Origin of the sequence: Microcoleus sp. LAD1_D5, assembly GCF_036702115.1 — a bacterium.
Taxonomy (GTDB): Bacteria; Cyanobacteriota; Cyanobacteriia; order Cyanobacteriales; family Microcoleaceae; genus Microcoleus.
In genome coordinates this window covers 1-15,083 of record NZ_JAUBSA010000107.1, presented here as the reverse complement: position 1 = coordinate 15,083, position 15,083 = coordinate 1, and the positions used below count along the sequence as shown (strand labels likewise).

The following is a 15,083-nucleotide window of genomic DNA, read 5'->3' as shown; positions in this document are numbered from 1 at the left end:
GAGTTTGAAACGTTCTACACTAAGAACATTCTGCTTAACGAAGGCATTCGTGCTTGGATGGCTCCTACGGACCAACCCCACGAAAACTACATCTTCCCTGAAGAAGTTCTGCCTCGCGGTAACGCTCTGTAATCAGCGCGAAATATCAAAATTTCCAACATTTTAAAAGGGTAAGATAAAGCACTTTAGGCTTTACCCTTAATGCTTAAAAAGCTCCCGCCTGGTCGCGGGAGCTTTTTGTTTCTAGGATTCGCTCGAATTAGCGCCCTAAAAAAGTTGATTTTGTACAAAAACAAACTCTGCCTGCGGCTAGAACAACTTGTGTCTTTATATCTGGTGAACTCTCCTATCTGGCAAGAAATCGATCAACCTTTCCCTGCCGCCAGAGTTGCCATGCACCTGATAACCACACAGCCCGCCCGGATTCTGAAGAACATATCCGCAAATGGCTGAAACTGCGATCGCCCGATTGCTGTAGAGATCGATCAAAGACCTTGCAGCAGCAGTAATTTCACCCAATCTTGCAAAAATCTCAATTTGTATCCCCCCACTTCTAATTCCTTGTGTTATTCTAATAATTGTGACTACTAGAATGATACTCAGAACGCAAGTTCTTCTGGTAACGCTGGCAATGGCTAGCGCACAAATCATCACCTTAAATCTTGTATTTAGGTGATGTGCGTTCCAATATTAAGCCATTTAGCTAAACCTGGAGGTGATGCCCATGATAGAAAGTAGTAAACGCATGGGTCATCAGATTGGAAACTACCGGCTGTGCGCCGGGGCCGCTCACTAGCAGTCAGCCGTCGTCTCCAACGGGAAACGACTTCCACGGGGAACCAGGCTGAGCTAGGGATTCTCCCGGCAGTCAGGTTCTAATCTGAAGACCCGCTAGACCGCTCTCACCTCAAATAGTGTTAAATCTTGAGTATTAAAACTTGAGGCTCAACACTATTGGTGAGAGCGGATAGTTTTTGGTTAGGGTTTCTACAAGTGGGCAGTTAATCTGCCATTGCTAATCCCAAAGAAAAAAATTATGGCTGAGCTAATTAACAATACTGAAATTAAAGAGCGCGCCAGTCAATTGTCAGGGTGGACAATTGAAGGTAAACAACTGCGCTCTACCCGTTTATTTAAAGATTTTATCGAAGCGATCGTCTTTGTAAATAAGTTGGTCGCCCCCTCAGAAGCCGCAGGACATCACCCGGACATAGAAATCTCCTACAACAAAGTTACAGTTAACTTGACAACCCACGATGCCGGAGGCTTAACTGAGAAAGACTTTGCGCTAGCCCAAGAGATTTCTACGCTAGATTAAAAGAGTGCCCGTTGACCCCACAAGAGCCACTGCATCTAGCGACATTCCCCGATCGCCGAAAGCTCGCAAATAAAAAATCGACTTGGGGTTAAAATCGGGTTTGATACTCCCCACTGATGAATCAGGGGGATTCTTTACGTATACCATAAAGAGCTTTCAAAGGCGTTATCAAAGCACCTCTACCCACTCAATTTGGACGAATCCAAACTTTGCGTATACTTTTAACTTTTGTAGAGGCTTTCGGAGTCCATCACTTAGGCCAGATAGGTACTCCACATTTTGATATTTTTTGTCAGTTAAATAGGCTTCCTGTCTTTAGACAGTAGTGGCTTACTGTGCCGGAATCTCACTCCCGACTAAAATGTTTCAACACGTAGATAGTTGTTCTTACTCGTTACACTTATTATAGTATACTAATTCAAACTGTGCAAGCATTTTTAGGCGACGGTCGTCGCTGCCGCTTTCCTCCCCATGTCTAAAGCCAGGGGCTTCTCGCTCGTTTTTAGGTGAAAAAGTCTAGAGGCCCAACGTTCAATTTATAAAAGGCTATTCCCCATCATCCGAACATGATCGTATTTGAAAAGCCAGAGTTCAAGAACGAATCTGCAGCAGAAAAAACCGATCTGATAGAAAAGCTTTTAGATATTGGCGCGGCTCTGTCGAGCGCCCAAGATTTGGGCGAGTTGTTAAACTTAATTTTATCCAAAAGTAGGGAAATTACCTACAGCGATGCTGGCAGCGTTTACTTAGTAGATCACAGCGACGAAACATCTAAGCTGCTGTTTAAGGTAGCCCAAAACGCTTCTAAACCGAGCCTGTCGTTTAAAGAGTTTGCCCTGCCGCTGACAGACAAAAGTTTGGCAGGATACGTGGCAATTACAGGTCAAAGTTTGAACCTGTCTGATGCCTACGACTTACCCGCGGGCGTACCCTACCGGCTAGATACGAGTTTTGACAGGGATATTAATTACCGCACTTGCTCGGTAATGGTACTGCCGATGCAAAACCGACAGGGCGAGACAATAGGCGTACTGCAACTGATCAACCGCAAAACAAAGGCAGATACAGTGCTGACAGCAGACAATGCCTGGGAATCGACGCAGCAGTATTCGGAGTGGGAAGAAAGGATAGTTCGATCGCTCGCTTCTCAAGCAGCCATCTCGATCGAGCGCAATCAACTCCAAGACAGCATAGAACATTTGTTCGAGGGCTTCGTGAAAGCCTCGGTGCAAGTCATAGAAGCCAGAGACCCCTGTACCTACGGTCATTCAGAACGAGTAGCAGCCCTCACAGTACGCCTTTCAGAAGAAGTAAACACCGTCAGCAGCGGAGGACTGCGCTCTATTTACTTTAACAACCGCCAAATTCAAGAACTTCGCTACGCCGCCCTGCTGCACGATTTTGGCAAAATTGGAGTCGCCGAAGCAGTTTTGACCAAACAGAAAAAGCTCTACCCCGCACAGCTAGAAATCATTCGCCACCGCTTTGGCTTAGCTCAACGGACGATGGAAATGGAATGCGTCCAGTCTAAATATAAATACTTGCTGGAGCATTCCGCCTACCGAAAACACCCGATCCAGGAGCTAGAGTGCGCTCAATGCCAGGAAATCGAACAGCTAGACACTAAGCTAGCAGAGGCGAAAACCAGATTAGCAGAATACTGGGAAGTGCTGCTAGAGGCAAACGAGCCTCACATTTTGGCAGCAGAACCGCTAGCTCAACTGCGAGAAATTTCTCGACAAACTTACAGAGATATAGATGGGGCAAAGAAACCCCTGCTGAACCCAGACGAGATCGTGCAATTGATGGTGTCAAGGGGCAACCTGACGCCGGAAGAACGATCAGCAATAGAATTTCACGTAACTCACACTTACGAGTTTCTGAAACAAATTCCTTGGACAAAGGATCTAAAAAATGTTCCAGATATTGCTTACGGACATCACGAAAAACTCGACGGCACAGGCTATCCGCGAGGTTTAAACAAGTCAGAAATTCCAATTCAAGCACAGTTGATGACGATCGCCGATATTTACGACGCCCTAACAGCAGGCGATCGCCCCTACAAGCGAGCCCTGCACACAGATGCAGCAATGAAAATTTTGCGACAAGAAGCAGCTCACAACAAAATCAACGCTGATTTGTTAGAATTGTTCGATCATCGCCAAGTCTTTAGCGTCCTAGGGCACAGCTTGGAGGTTAAAGTCGAATCAGCCTAGACGAGTCGGGCGTGCTGTGCTAAAAAGTAAATAGGCGATCGGGCGCTATCTAGTGTCAGTCGTCAAATCAATCCACAACCCAAGCCGGGCCTGGTTTTGACGCAGTTGAGTACAGTTTAAAAAACAGGCTCTCTGCAGCCGTCAGTCACATCTATATACTCGGTCAGCCCGAAAGAATCAAAAGAAAAAGTGAATTTTAGGTCTCTTTTTAGAGTATGCTAGTTGAGCAACAACTGACCACATAGAAGACTAGAAAAGTTTCTCTGTAATCGGTGTGAGGATGAGAGTGAATATGTCGAAATTTTTGTGGAGTTACCTATTAATCAGCCCAGCAGTCTTAGGAGCTACCCTAGTAGTTTCTTCGAGCGCGATGGCAGCAGACGCTCAGCAGGCTGCTGATGCGCTCCAGCCCGCTGCCGCCAAAGCTGAAACCGCTGAAACCTCAGAAGCGAAACTCAATGCTTTAGCTGCTATTTCCGAAACAATCGCAGCCTCCGAGCCAGTCGAAGAAATTTCCGAAGTCGCTGGCAGCGAAACTCAGGCAGCGATTGCAGATGGGGCCCCGGCTGCAACTGATGCAACTGAAAGTGCGATCGTCGGAGCCAACGCAGCCCCTGCTGAGGCAAATCCCCAAGCGGCATCACAACCTACAAGTGAATCTTTAGCCGCAGTTGAGCCAACAGTCGCTCAACCAGTAGAAAATTCGGCCCCGGCAGCCCAACTAGAAATTCCAGCCCCGGCAGCTACCGCTCTCCCAGAGCAAATCGGTGCAGTTCAATTAGAAACTCCAGCCGCGGCAGTGGCAGAGTCGGCAGAACAAAGTTTGCCAAAAGCGGCTGAATCTTTAGCCCAAACTGCCGCACCACAAGAGCAAAACCCAGCCGCCACATTAGAACAGCTCAACGAGTACAGCAGCGAAGGTGCTGCCGGCGGCGAAACTGAAGGTCAAGTTACCTCAGTATCTCAACTTTCCGACGTGCGGCCCACAGACTGGGCCTTCCAAGCACTGCAATCCCTAGTCGAGCGCTACGGCTGTATTGCCGGGTATCCCGACGGCACCTTCCGCGGCAACCGCGCAATGACTCGCTACGAATTTGCAGCCGGTTTAAATGCTTGCTTAGACAAGGTTAGTGAGCTAATTAGAGGTGGCACTGGCAACTTCGCTACGAGAGATGACTTGGCAGCCCTCCAACGGCTCCAAGAAGAATTTGCAGCGGAACTGGCCACCCTGCGCGGTCGCGTCGATGCTCTGGAAGCTCGGACATCCGAACTCGAAGCCAACCAATTCTCCACCACTACCAAGCTGACCGGGGAAGCTATTTTCGCTCTCAGCGACGACTTTAGTAGCGACGTTAGCGTTTTTGGCAGAGACGGCGAAAGAATCGGCAGCAACAATAACGAAACTGTCTTCCAACAGCGGGTGCGTCTCAATTTAAATACGAGCTTCACCGGCAGAGACTTGCTGCTTACCAGGCTTCAAGTCGGCAACGGTCAAAAATTCAACCTTGGGGCTACCAGCGAAGGCACTCAAACTTGGAATTTTGTCGGCAGAACCGACAATGTTGTTGCCCTGGACACTTTGCTCTACAAGTTCCCGGTCGGTCAGCGGCTGAACGTTAGCCTGATAGCCAACGCTGGCGTGTGGGACGACATTATGCCGACTGTCAACCCTTACTTTGAAGACTTTGACGGGGGCAACGGGTCACTGAGCACCTTTGGACAGCGGAACCCGATTTATCGCTTGGGCGGTGGGTCAGGTATCGGCTTTGACTATGCCTTCGGTGGCAGGGGCTTGCTGGGCGGCGTGTTCGGCCCGACTTCTCTGTCCTTCGGTTATTTGGCGTCAAATGCAGCCAGTCCCGCTAGGGGTGCAGGCTTGACGAACGGCGACTACGCGGCGATGGGTCAGTTGACTTTTACCCCCGGACGCAACTTGCAAGTTGCTTTCAACTACAACCACGGTTACTTTAGCAGAGGTAACTTTGGGTTTGACAATGCTTTATCGAATGGGCCAGGCAGTCTCGGCGGTTTCACAGGTACCGGCGTGGCTAATTCTCTCAACGGTTTGAGCGAAGGCTTTGAGGGCTTCAATGCTCGCAAAGTTGTCAGCAACTCCTACGGTGCTCAGGCTTCGTTGCGACTGAGCCCGAGATTTATCCTTGGTGGCTGGGCCGGTTTAACCAATGCCCGCATTATCGGTATCGGCGATGCGAGAATTTGGAACTACGCTGTTACCTTGGCTTTGCCCGATTTAGGGAAAGAAGGCAACTTGCTAGGGCTCGTGGTAGGTCGTGAGCCTTACTTGGATAAACTTGAAGCTGCAAGCAGTTTGCGGAGCTTCCGCAACGATGATTCCTATCACGTTGAAGGGTTCTACAAGTTTCAGCTCTCGGACAACATTTCTGTTACTCCGGGCGTGATTTGGGTGACTAATCCTAATCAAGATGACCGTAATGATGACATCATCATCGGTACTCTGAGAACTACTTTCACGTTCTAAGAGCGGATTAGAGGAGCCAGGGGGAGGGGGGTCATACCCTCTCTGCTAGCAACTCTCAAGGCCCAGTTTAGCCCTGCCTGCAGCAGGGCTTTTTGGTTTGCGGGACAAAGGGGGCGCCGAGAATCTATTAAAATAAAAATTAAAAATTATTAGTCATAGACGCAGAAACCCGGTTTCTTGAGGTAATGCCGATCGTCCCAAGCATAAAGTGACGAAAGTCGATTAAGTTCAGTGGAAAACCGGGGTATAATAAAAGGTAAAGTGAGGAGTTAGAATTGGGAACTCAACATTGAGGAGAATTTTAACATCTGACTTCGGAGTTGATAATTCTGGTATTGGAAGCAATTATGGTAGAACTCTCCTGTAAAAGCGAATACGCAATCTTAGCTTTGCTGGAGCTTGCCGATTGCTACGAAGAAGGCGAGCCTCTGCAAATTCGCCAGATAGCGGCTCAGCAAAATATTCCCGATCGATATTTAGAGCAGTTGCTGGCTACCATGAGACGCTGCGGGCTGATTCGCAGTCAACGAGGAGCTAAGGGAGGTTATATTTTGGCGAGGGAACCCTGGAAAATAACACTCCTAGAAATTATCAACTGTCTCGAAGGCTCAGAGTTCGATCGCTCTGAAAAAGACTCGCCTGCTCAAACTGTAGAAAGTGCGGTGATTTGGGAAGTTTGGCAAGAAGCCCGATCGATTGCCAACTCAGTTTTGCAAAAATACACGTTACAGGATCTGTGCGAAAAGCGCAATGGCAGACGGCAGCTCGATATCATGTATTACATCTAGTTAAAATATTGCCAACTAGGAATTAACATTTACTTTCAACCACAAACTGACAAAGATTATGCGTATTGCTGGCGACATTACAGAATTGGTAGGGCGGACGCCCTTGGTGCAACTCAACCGCATTCCCCAAGCTGAAGGCTGCTTGGCTCGGATTGTGGTAAAACTCGAAGGCATGAATCCGGCAGCATCGGTGAAGGATCGCATCGGTGTCAGTATGGTCAATCAAGCCGAGGCCGAAGGACTGATTAGTCCAGGCAAAACGGTTTTAGTGGAACCGACTTCTGGCAATACCGGAATTGCTCTGGCAATGGTGGCGGCGGCTAAGGGCTACCAGTTGATTTTGACCATGCCTGATACGATGAGCACGGAACGCCGATCGATGCTGCGAGCTTACGGGGCCCAACTAGAACTGACTCCCGGAATTGAAGGCATGAGTGGCTGCATCCGCCGCGCTCAAGAAATTGTGGACAAAACTCCCAATGCGTATATGTTGCAGCAGTTTCGGAATCCAGCGAACCCGCAGGTTCACCGCTCAACAACGGCTGAGGAAATTTGGGAAGATACAGACGGCGAGGTGGATTTCCTGATTTCGGGAGTCGGCACGGGCGGTACGATTACCGGTGTCGCAGAGGTGATTAAGTCGCGGAAACCCGAGTTTAAGGCGATCGCCGTTGAGCCGGCTAACAGTCAGGTACTGTCGGGCGGAAAGCCAGGGCCTCACAAAATTCAAGGTATCGGTGCTGGTTTTGTGCCGCCGGTGCTGAATGTGGATTCGATCGACGAAATTATAGTTGTTACGGATGACGAGTCGATCGCCTACAGCCGTCGCTTGGCCAGAGAAGAAGGACTTTTGTCCGGTATTTCCAGCGGTGCGGCACTATGTGCGGCCGTGAAAGTCGGCAAGCGTCCCGAAAATGCAGGGAAATTGATTGTGATGATTCAGCCTAGCTTCGGCGAACGCTATCTCAGCACTCCCTTGTTCCAAGATCCAGAACTCAATCTGGCGATGGCCCTCAACTAGGTCAGCCTCCAGCCCAAGTCGCAGAAACTGCCCGCAGGGCGTACAGTGTACGCCCTGCTTGGCTTTTTAGCTTAAAGAATGGCGATAGATTGTAGCTGCCTCGATGGCGATCGAGGCAAAATTTCTGAGGGGGCTTTTTTGTGAATCGCTTTCGGCGCGTTAGCGAAGCGGCCGGTAAACGCTTTTGTCGCGAAGGAAGAGAAAAGAAAAGAAGGAGCTAACAATTGGTGGGAGGAGCGCTATGTGAGTCCCCAATGTCGATCGGCTTCCCACTTCAAAAGCATCAATGTTTTTCTAAAATAGATTTATGATAAGTTGAAAACTGAGGTTTTTTACTTACAATTTTTGACATTTATATCATATAAATACTTAAAAAATTAGCAAATAATGATATTTTTGTCAAGCACTTTTTCACAGATTATCCAGATTTCAAGGAAATAACAGCGTGTCTTCCGTTACCAATCACTACAAAACCCTAAAGATTAGCCCAACCGCAACACAAGCCGAGATTAAACAAGCATACCGCCGTTTAGTCAAATTATTTCATCCAGACAGCCGCAGCGACACAGCGGGTCACGAAGAAATTGTCCGCCTCAATGCAGCCTATGAAATATTAGGAGACGCCCAGCGCAGACAATCTTACGATCGCCAATTTTCCCAGCCAAGCCAACAGCAATCACCAGTCGCACCAAACGTCACCCGCCAGCAAAAACAAACAGCACGGGAAGCCGACGAACAAATGGAACAGTGGCTGATTAAAGTATACAAACCCGTCAATAAAATGCTCAACAGCATCTTGAAGCCGCTTAAAAAGGAAATAGACGAATTGTCCGCAGATCCGTTTGATGACGAACTGATAGAAAAGTTTCAACTTTATATCGAAACCAGCCGCGAATTTCTCAAAAAAGCTCATAAATTTCTTACATCGATGCCCAATCCATCTAATGTAGCCGGAGTTGCGGCCCATCTTTACTACTGCATCAATCAAGTCGGAGACGGAATAGAAGAATTGCAGCTATTTACCCTCAATTATGACGATCGCCACTTGCACACCGGTCAAGAACTGTTTAGAATTGCCGCCAGACTGCGGCGGGAAGCGCAGGATGAATTAAAATTTAAAAGTTAAAAAAGCAGATTGTTCCCTCTTCCCTCTTCCCTCTTCCCTCTTCCCTCTTCCTTCTTCCTTATTCCTGACATCCGTTACATCCGTTACAGAATCCGTTGCCGAACTTCCCTCTTCCCTCTTTCAAATTCCAAAAAGAACTTGAATTCGCTTGCGAATTTTAATAAAAGGAGTTTGTTCCAGAGAGTCGTCATCTAACAATCCCAAATCTCTCAAAGCTTGCTGGCGTTCCGACAATTTTTGAGCAATCTGATCGGCTAAATTGGGTTGTTCTCTTAAAAGTTTTTGCAAATCGTGACGTTCCACCACAAACAAAATTGCATCTTCGCTAGTTTTAACAGTCGCCGTTCTCGGAGTTCCCAATAGCAAAGATATTTCCCCAAAAAACTCGCCCTCGTGAAGGGTAGCAATATACTGACCGGCTTTTTGAGAAAGAACTTCTACAGTACCAGAAAGAATAATATAAAAAGAATCCCCAGGATCATTTTCTTTACATACAACCTGTCCCGCTGGAAACAGTTGTCGGTAGCCGTATTCAATTAACTGTCGCAGTTCTAAATCCGTACACTGTTCAAAATAAGTTACTCGTCGCAACAAATCTCGGAGCGTCCAATTATTGGGGGATTTAGGCGCTGGAGTTTTAGGTTCAGAAACGGTGGAATTAGATTTTAACTCGGCTGAATGTTTAGCATTATGCGGAAAATTTTTTCCGTTGGAATTATCGTCTTTGTTATGGTGAAAAAGTTGAGTTAACTCTTGCGGGTTTCGCAGCCACAAATCCCGCTGGGGAAAGGGAATTTCGATGTTTCGGTGGCGCAATTCGTAATCTATTAAAAAATTTACTGCGCTTTTAATAGCATCGCTTTCCTGTGGCTGATCAATCCAAACTAAAAGTTCAAAATTTAAAGCGTTATCTCCAAAACCGTGAAACCATACTTTAGGAGAAGGATGGGACAAGACATTCGATTCCATCCGCGCCGCAATTAATAGCGCTTCCGTAACTATTACTGGGTCAGATCCGTAAGCAACGCCGACGGGGATGTGGAGGCGGCATCTGGGGTCTCTATAACTCCAGTTAATAATGTTAGTTTCGACAAACTTAATATTTGGTATGATTACAAATAGACCGTCAATTGTTTTAATAATTGTAGAGCGGATCGAAATAGTTTCTACTGTTCCTAATAACTTGTCTATTTCAATAAAGTCTCCGACTCTAATTTGGTGTTCAAATAGGAGGGTGAGACCGCTGATAAAGTTGCTGGCGAGATTTTGCAAGCCAAAGCCGAAACCAATGCCGACAACCCCAGCTAAGACGGTGAGAGAAGTGAGGTTGATGCCGGAACCTTGCAGGACGAATATACAGCCAATAGAGGCTAAAATATAGCTAATGATCGTAGAAATTGCTTCTCGACTGCCGCGATCCAATCCCATCCGAACTAGCAGGCTGCGCTTGATTCCTTCACTGATAATCTTAGCTATAATCAAGGCAAATATAGCTAAGATTATCAGTTTGACGATCGCACTGATGGACAGATGAGTGTCCCCGATATAGAATAGCGGGGTTGTCATCGCACCCGATAAATGTTCAAAAAAGCGATCGGCTCGTGCAGTAATCGAATTCATTAATATGGGGTAATGGGTAATGGGTGATTGGTAAGGGGTGATTAGTTTTGAGCGCAACTTAACCCCAAACTGCTAACTATTGCAGGGCCAAGACTAAACACTCGAAATTTCGGGCGCGCACTGTTACAGGTGCGGGTCGATGGCACTCTCAAAGACTCGTAACTGATGGGTTAGCAACTGATGGCGAGAAACTGTTTTGTAGCGGTATTTTCTGCCGGATATCTGTGTTGTGGCGTAAAATGGGCCCTGCAGCTCGATCGAGCGACGACTTGTTGCCAATATTTGGAAAATTGGTAGAAATTCATGTACAGCACCCTCAAATAATAGAAAAATTCCAGCAAAAATTAGTTTATCCTTAAGAAGTAAGTCCTTTACAGAACTTAACAAGCTTACCCTACTTGACTTTTATGCAGTGCATCATCAATCGTCGGGCACAGTTTTCGGCGAGTCACCGGTACTGGCTACCGGAGTTGAGCGAAGTCGAGAACTTTGAGCGTTTTGGCCCAACTGCCCGCGCACCGGGGCACGGACACAATTACGTCCTTTACGTTTCCATGATAGGCGAACTCGACGAGTACGGCATGGTGCTCAACCTGTCTGATGTCAAGCACGTCATCAAGCGGGAAGTTATCAAGGATCTCGATTTTTCCTACCTTAACGAAGCGTGGCCGGAATTTGAGCAGACTCTGCCAACTACCGAAAACATAGCACGGCAAATTTGGCTGCGGCTAGCCCCTCATTTACCTTTGAACAAAATTCAATTGTTTGAACACCCCGAACTTTGGGCTGAATATTTAGGAAACGGAATGGAAGCTTATCTAACTCTGTCCACTCATTTTAGCGCCGCCCATCGGTTGGCTCGTCCTGATTTGAGTTTTGAAGACAACTCCGAAATTTATGGCAAATGTGCTCGTCCCAACGGTCACGGTCACAACTATCATTTAGAGGTGACTGTTAAAGGGGAAATTGATGCCCGGACTGGCATGATTGCTGATTTGGGAGCTTTGCAAAAAGCCGTTGACGATTATGTTGTTGAACCGTTCGATCACACTTTTTTAAATAAGGATATTGCTTATTTTGAGAACGTTGTGCCGACTGCGGAGAATATTGCTGTTCGGATCGGGCAATTATTGCGATCGCCCGTTCGGGAATTGGGCGCAGAGTTGCACAAGATTAAGCTGGTTGAAAGTCCGAATAATAGCTGTGAAATTTACGGTGCTGATTTAGAGGAAGTGGCGGTTGAACATCAGCAGCCGGAAGCGGTTTTAGCTGCGGTTTAGAGTTAAAAATCGGGTCGGTTGGGGCGGGTTCACCCGGATAGTTGGCTAATTGTGCAGATTGGTGAAGCCACCCCTCCCAGCCTAATGATGATTCCGAGAGTTATCCAACCGCATGAGGCGCGAGAATATATCCTTTCATCCAAGTTACACAGCCAGAATTACTGGCAGTTTTCCTGAAAAGTCAGACTCCGCGCGTATTTTGGAGATAGTAAGTCAGCATTCCTCATGTCAGCTATTCTAACTGCTGAGACGATGAGGTCGATCGCCCGATCGCTGACAACCAAGCACTAATTTCTCCTAAATGAGTTGACGTTTATGCGCGTCTCAAATGTAGCTCTCTTGACTCTGGCTGCCCTCGCATCCCACAATTTAACTGCTAATACTAGCACCAATCCTGCTGCACCTCCTATTTTTCCTCAGACACCGCAAGCTAGCAACTTTGTTGATGCCGTAAATAATACTGAATCGCGTCGGGCTGAGTCAATTAGCGAGCCTGAGACGATCGCCCACGAACAATTTTCCCCAAATACTACCGTATCCCGTCGGGCTGAGTCAATTAGCGAGCCTGAAACGATCGCCCACGAACAATTTTCTCCGCGAATTGCTGTAAAATCGCCGACAGGTTTGCTGGTAGCGGCCGCTCAACCGGAGTTATCCGCTGCTGCCAAAACCAAGGCGAATACTCCTGCTTCATCCGGCGATGAACTAACAAAATCTTTACAAGAAACCTGGCTGGCGAAACTAATCGAAACCGGGGTTGAAAGCAATCCTCAAGTTCGCGAGGTTTTCGCTTTTATCTCCCCGCCTACTGGCAGTTCTGAATCTGGATATGGTTTTAATAGTACCATAACTTTGCTCAATATTTTACTAATCCTTGGTACTGTATTTCCACCAGTGACAATTGCATTTTTTTGGATGATGCGACGGCTGATCATCAAACACTTGGTTGCTGATGCCAATAAACGATTGCAAGGCATTGGTGTATTGGAATCAGAACTCATAAATTCTAGCCAACTGACTCAAAAGTTGAGGAATGAATTAGAAGCGCAAATGGGTGCAGCTAAACAATCTATTGATTTTTTAACTAGAGAAACTGAACTTTCCAAATCTTCCGTCGAGCAAATTGAGACTCTCAAATCTCAATTTATTATGCACCTGCAAGTTGTGCGGACAGAAGTTGACGAGAAAAAATCTCAAATTGTTCAAGAAATTTCCCAAGTTCCCGCAGTTGTTGCCAAAGAAGCTCTCAAAGTCGCACATCAACCCCCATTAAACAATTCCCCAACTTCGCAAACTGCACCTGCTAGCAACGAAAATTTGATTGCTGACGATTATATCAAGCAAGCCGAAGGGCTTTATTTTCAAGGCAATTATGATGAGGCATTAGTGTGCTTGGAAAAAGCTATTTTAGCTAATAATAATTTGGATGAGGCTTGGTATTGGCGCGGAAATGTGTTAATAAGATTGCAGCGCCCGGAAGAAGCACTCGCCTGTTACGACCAAGCAATATCGATTAAACCGGATAACTACGAATTGTGGTATAATAAAGCGCATTTACTCGGCAAATTGCACAGGTACGAAGAGGCGATCGCCTGTTACGAGCGAGCAAGTTTGAGCGAATCTCGAAAATACGGTTGTTGGCACAGTATAGCGGCTTTGTTGGGTAAATTGCAGCATTACGAAGAAGCGATCGCAAGTTACGATCGCGCCCTCGCTATCAAAGCAACCGACAGCGAAGTTTGGCACAACCGAGGCGCGATGCTGGGCAAAATACAGCAGCACGCAGCAGCAGTCGATTCTTACGATCGCGCTCTTGAACTCAATCCCAAGAGATATGAAACTTGGTACAATCGAGGCAATATGCTGTGGAGACTGCTCCGCTACAGCGATGCTATTGATTCTTATGATCGGGCGATCGGCATCCGGCCCGATAAATACGAAGTTTGGTACAATAGAGCCGCTGTGCTCGGAAAAATGCAGCGATATCAAGAATCGATCGAATCCTACGACAAAGCAATCGCCCTTAAACCGCAGGATTTTGAAGTGTGGCACAACCGAGGCGCAGCTTTCGACAAACTCTCGCAGCACGAAGCAGCAATTGCCTCTTACGAATCAGCAATTACCTTTAATTCGGAGTGTTACGAAGCTTGGTTTGGTAAAGGCGAATCTTTGGCCAAGTTGCAGCGCAATGAAGAAGCGATCGCAGCTTATGAGAAAGTGATTGCTATTAAGCCCGATTCCTACGATGTTTGGCACCACTTGGGCACAGCTTTGTCTAAATTAAAGCGGTATGAGGAAGCAATGGCAGCTTACGATAGAGCTATTGCCATCAAGCCAGAAAATGCCGAAGCTTGGCGTGATCGAGGCGCAATTATATCGGAATTAAAACAGGATACAGAAGGAAAGGAATCGGTTGAACAAGAAACTTAAATTCAGCAAAAATCCCGTTGTTTAAAATCCATAGGTGTCACGTAATCGGAAATCGCACCCTAATTTTAAATTAGTAAGGGATGAGAATAAACCGCCTGTATATCGATCGAGAGCAAGGTTTGCAAACACCCTCAGATTTAACTGTATTAATAGTTGGCTATCAACCATCCCTACAGTTATTGACGAGTATTTAACGCGACTTGATAGGGGTCAGTTAAATGCTTGTTGTATAAAGTTTGTTATCTAAAGTTGTCCTCTTTTTGCCGCTCCGTTTGGGGCGGTTTTTTTATGGTAAATTTAGGTAAGCTGCAAACAAGGAGAATAGTTATATGTCTGTTCAGCTTCAAAAACGGTTATTTACAGTAAAAGAATATCATTTGATGAGTGAGGCGGGTATTCTCTCGGAGGGCGATCGGGTAGAACTTATAGAAGGAGAGATTGTTAAAATGGCTGCAATTGGTACTCGTCATGCAAGTTCTGTTAAGCGTCTCACAAGGCGTTTCAGCCTCATTCCAGAAGATCGGGCAACTCTGGGCGTCCAAGACCCTATCCAGTTGACGGAGCGCACTGAACCTCAACCGGATGTTGTATTGCTGCAACCTCGTCCTGACTACTAAGTAAGTCGGTGGGAAAGTTTATAACTATGTAACAAAAAATTAAGTAACCAGCTCGGAGCTAAATTTAATGCGTATTGTAGGGTAGTTTCCTTTTTTCCTCTAGCTTCTACCCCATTAATTACGGCATAAGCCAGCTCTAATTCATCCTCAAACATTTGTCCTGCCAG

The 15,083-nt window shown here is 46.6% G+C and carries 13 protein-coding genes and 2 pseudogenes; 10 read left to right on the top strand and 5 right to left on the bottom strand.

Going from position 1 to position 15,083, the window contains the following annotated elements; translation table 11 throughout:
• Positions 1-132: pseudogene (locus tag QUA70_RS26375) on the top strand (photosystem II D2 protein (photosystem q(a) protein)); the annotation flags it as partial.
• 195 nt (positions 133-327) lie between these two features.
• Here QUA70_RS26375 and QUA70_RS26370 read toward each other — a convergent pair.
• Entirely contained in the window at positions 328-651 is a 324-nt protein-coding gene (locus tag QUA70_RS26370) for a hypothetical protein (protein ID WP_333335684.1), read from the bottom strand.
• A gap of 385 nt (positions 652-1,036) precedes the next feature.
• Here QUA70_RS26370 and QUA70_RS26365 point away from each other — a divergent pair, with 385 nt between their 5' ends.
• Positions 1,037-1,318, top strand: a complete 282-nt coding sequence (locus QUA70_RS26365; protein WP_333335687.1) for a 4a-hydroxytetrahydrobiopterin dehydratase — start codon at positions 1,037-1,039, stop codon at positions 1,316-1,318.
• Here QUA70_RS26365 and QUA70_RS26360 read toward each other — a convergent pair.
• Complete coding sequence (locus QUA70_RS26360) at positions 1,310-1,465, bottom strand: hypothetical protein (protein WP_333335690.1); 156 nt, start codon at positions 1,463-1,465, stop codon at positions 1,310-1,312. The genes QUA70_RS26365 and QUA70_RS26360 overlap by 9 nt on opposite strands.
• Positions 1,466-1,884: 419 nt before the next feature.
• On the opposite strand from QUA70_RS26360, the gene QUA70_RS26355 reads away from it, so the two are divergent.
• From QUA70_RS26355 to QUA70_RS26335, 5 genes are all read left to right on the top strand, one after another.
• Positions 1,885-3,534, top strand: a complete 1,650-nt coding sequence (locus tag QUA70_RS26355; protein ID WP_333335693.1) for an HD domain-containing phosphohydrolase — start codon at positions 1,885-1,887, stop codon at positions 3,532-3,534.
• 292 nt (positions 3,535-3,826) lie between these two features.
• Positions 3,827-6,034: an iron uptake porin gene (locus QUA70_RS26350; protein ID WP_333335696.1), complete on the top strand. Its 2,208-nt coding sequence runs from the start codon at positions 3,827-3,829 to the stop codon at positions 6,032-6,034.
• A gap of 347 nt (positions 6,035-6,381) precedes the next feature.
• Positions 6,382-6,822, top strand: a complete 441-nt coding sequence (locus QUA70_RS26345; protein ID WP_242716025.1) for an Rrf2 family transcriptional regulator — start codon at positions 6,382-6,384, stop codon at positions 6,820-6,822.
• A 58-nt stretch (positions 6,823-6,880) separates the two neighbouring features.
• Positions 6,881-7,843, top strand: coding sequence for a cysteine synthase A (gene cysK / locus QUA70_RS26340; protein ID WP_333335699.1), 963 nt, complete (start codon positions 6,881-6,883; stop codon positions 7,841-7,843).
• A 445-nt stretch (positions 7,844-8,288) separates the two neighbouring features.
• Positions 8,289-8,969, top strand: a complete 681-nt coding sequence (locus QUA70_RS26335) for a J domain-containing protein (RefSeq protein WP_333335701.1) — start codon at positions 8,289-8,291, stop codon at positions 8,967-8,969.
• 120 nt (positions 8,970-9,089) lie between these two features.
• On the opposite strand, the gene QUA70_RS26330 is transcribed toward QUA70_RS26335, so the two are convergent.
• Positions 9,090-10,589, bottom strand: coding sequence for a cyclic nucleotide-binding domain-containing protein (locus QUA70_RS26330; RefSeq protein ID WP_333335704.1), 1,500 nt, complete (start codon positions 10,587-10,589; stop codon positions 9,090-9,092).
• A gap of 123 nt (positions 10,590-10,712) precedes the next feature.
• Positions 10,713-10,976: a hypothetical protein gene (locus tag QUA70_RS26325; protein ID WP_333410736.1), complete on the bottom strand. Its 264-nt coding sequence runs from the start codon at positions 10,974-10,976 to the stop codon at positions 10,713-10,715.
• Positions 10,977-10,996: 20 nt separating this feature from the next.
• Here QUA70_RS26325 and QUA70_RS26320 point away from each other — a divergent pair, with 20 nt between their 5' ends.
• Positions 10,997-11,869 carry a 6-carboxytetrahydropterin synthase gene (locus QUA70_RS26320; protein WP_333350765.1) on the top strand — a complete coding sequence of 291 codons (873 nt, stop codon included), beginning with the start codon at positions 10,997-10,999 and terminating at the stop codon, positions 11,867-11,869.
• Positions 11,870-12,027: 158 nt separating this feature from the next.
• Here QUA70_RS26320 and QUA70_RS26315 read toward each other — a convergent pair whose 3' ends face one another.
• On the bottom strand, positions 12,028-12,153 hold the full coding sequence (locus QUA70_RS26315) for a hypothetical protein (protein ID WP_333067264.1): 126 nt from the start codon (positions 12,151-12,153) through the stop codon (positions 12,028-12,030).
• A 31-nt stretch (positions 12,154-12,184) separates the two neighbouring features.
• Between QUA70_RS26315 and QUA70_RS26310 the strand changes: the two genes are divergently transcribed.
• Together QUA70_RS26310 and QUA70_RS26305 are read left to right on the top strand one after the other, a co-directional pair.
• Entirely contained in the window at positions 12,185-14,299 is a 2,115-nt protein-coding gene (locus QUA70_RS26310) for a tetratricopeptide repeat protein (protein WP_333350767.1), read from the top strand.
• A 329-nt stretch (positions 14,300-14,628) separates the two neighbouring features.
• Positions 14,629-14,913 (top strand): annotated as a pseudogene (locus QUA70_RS26305) (Uma2 family endonuclease); the annotation flags it as partial.
• Positions 14,914-15,083 lie beyond the last annotated feature (170 nt).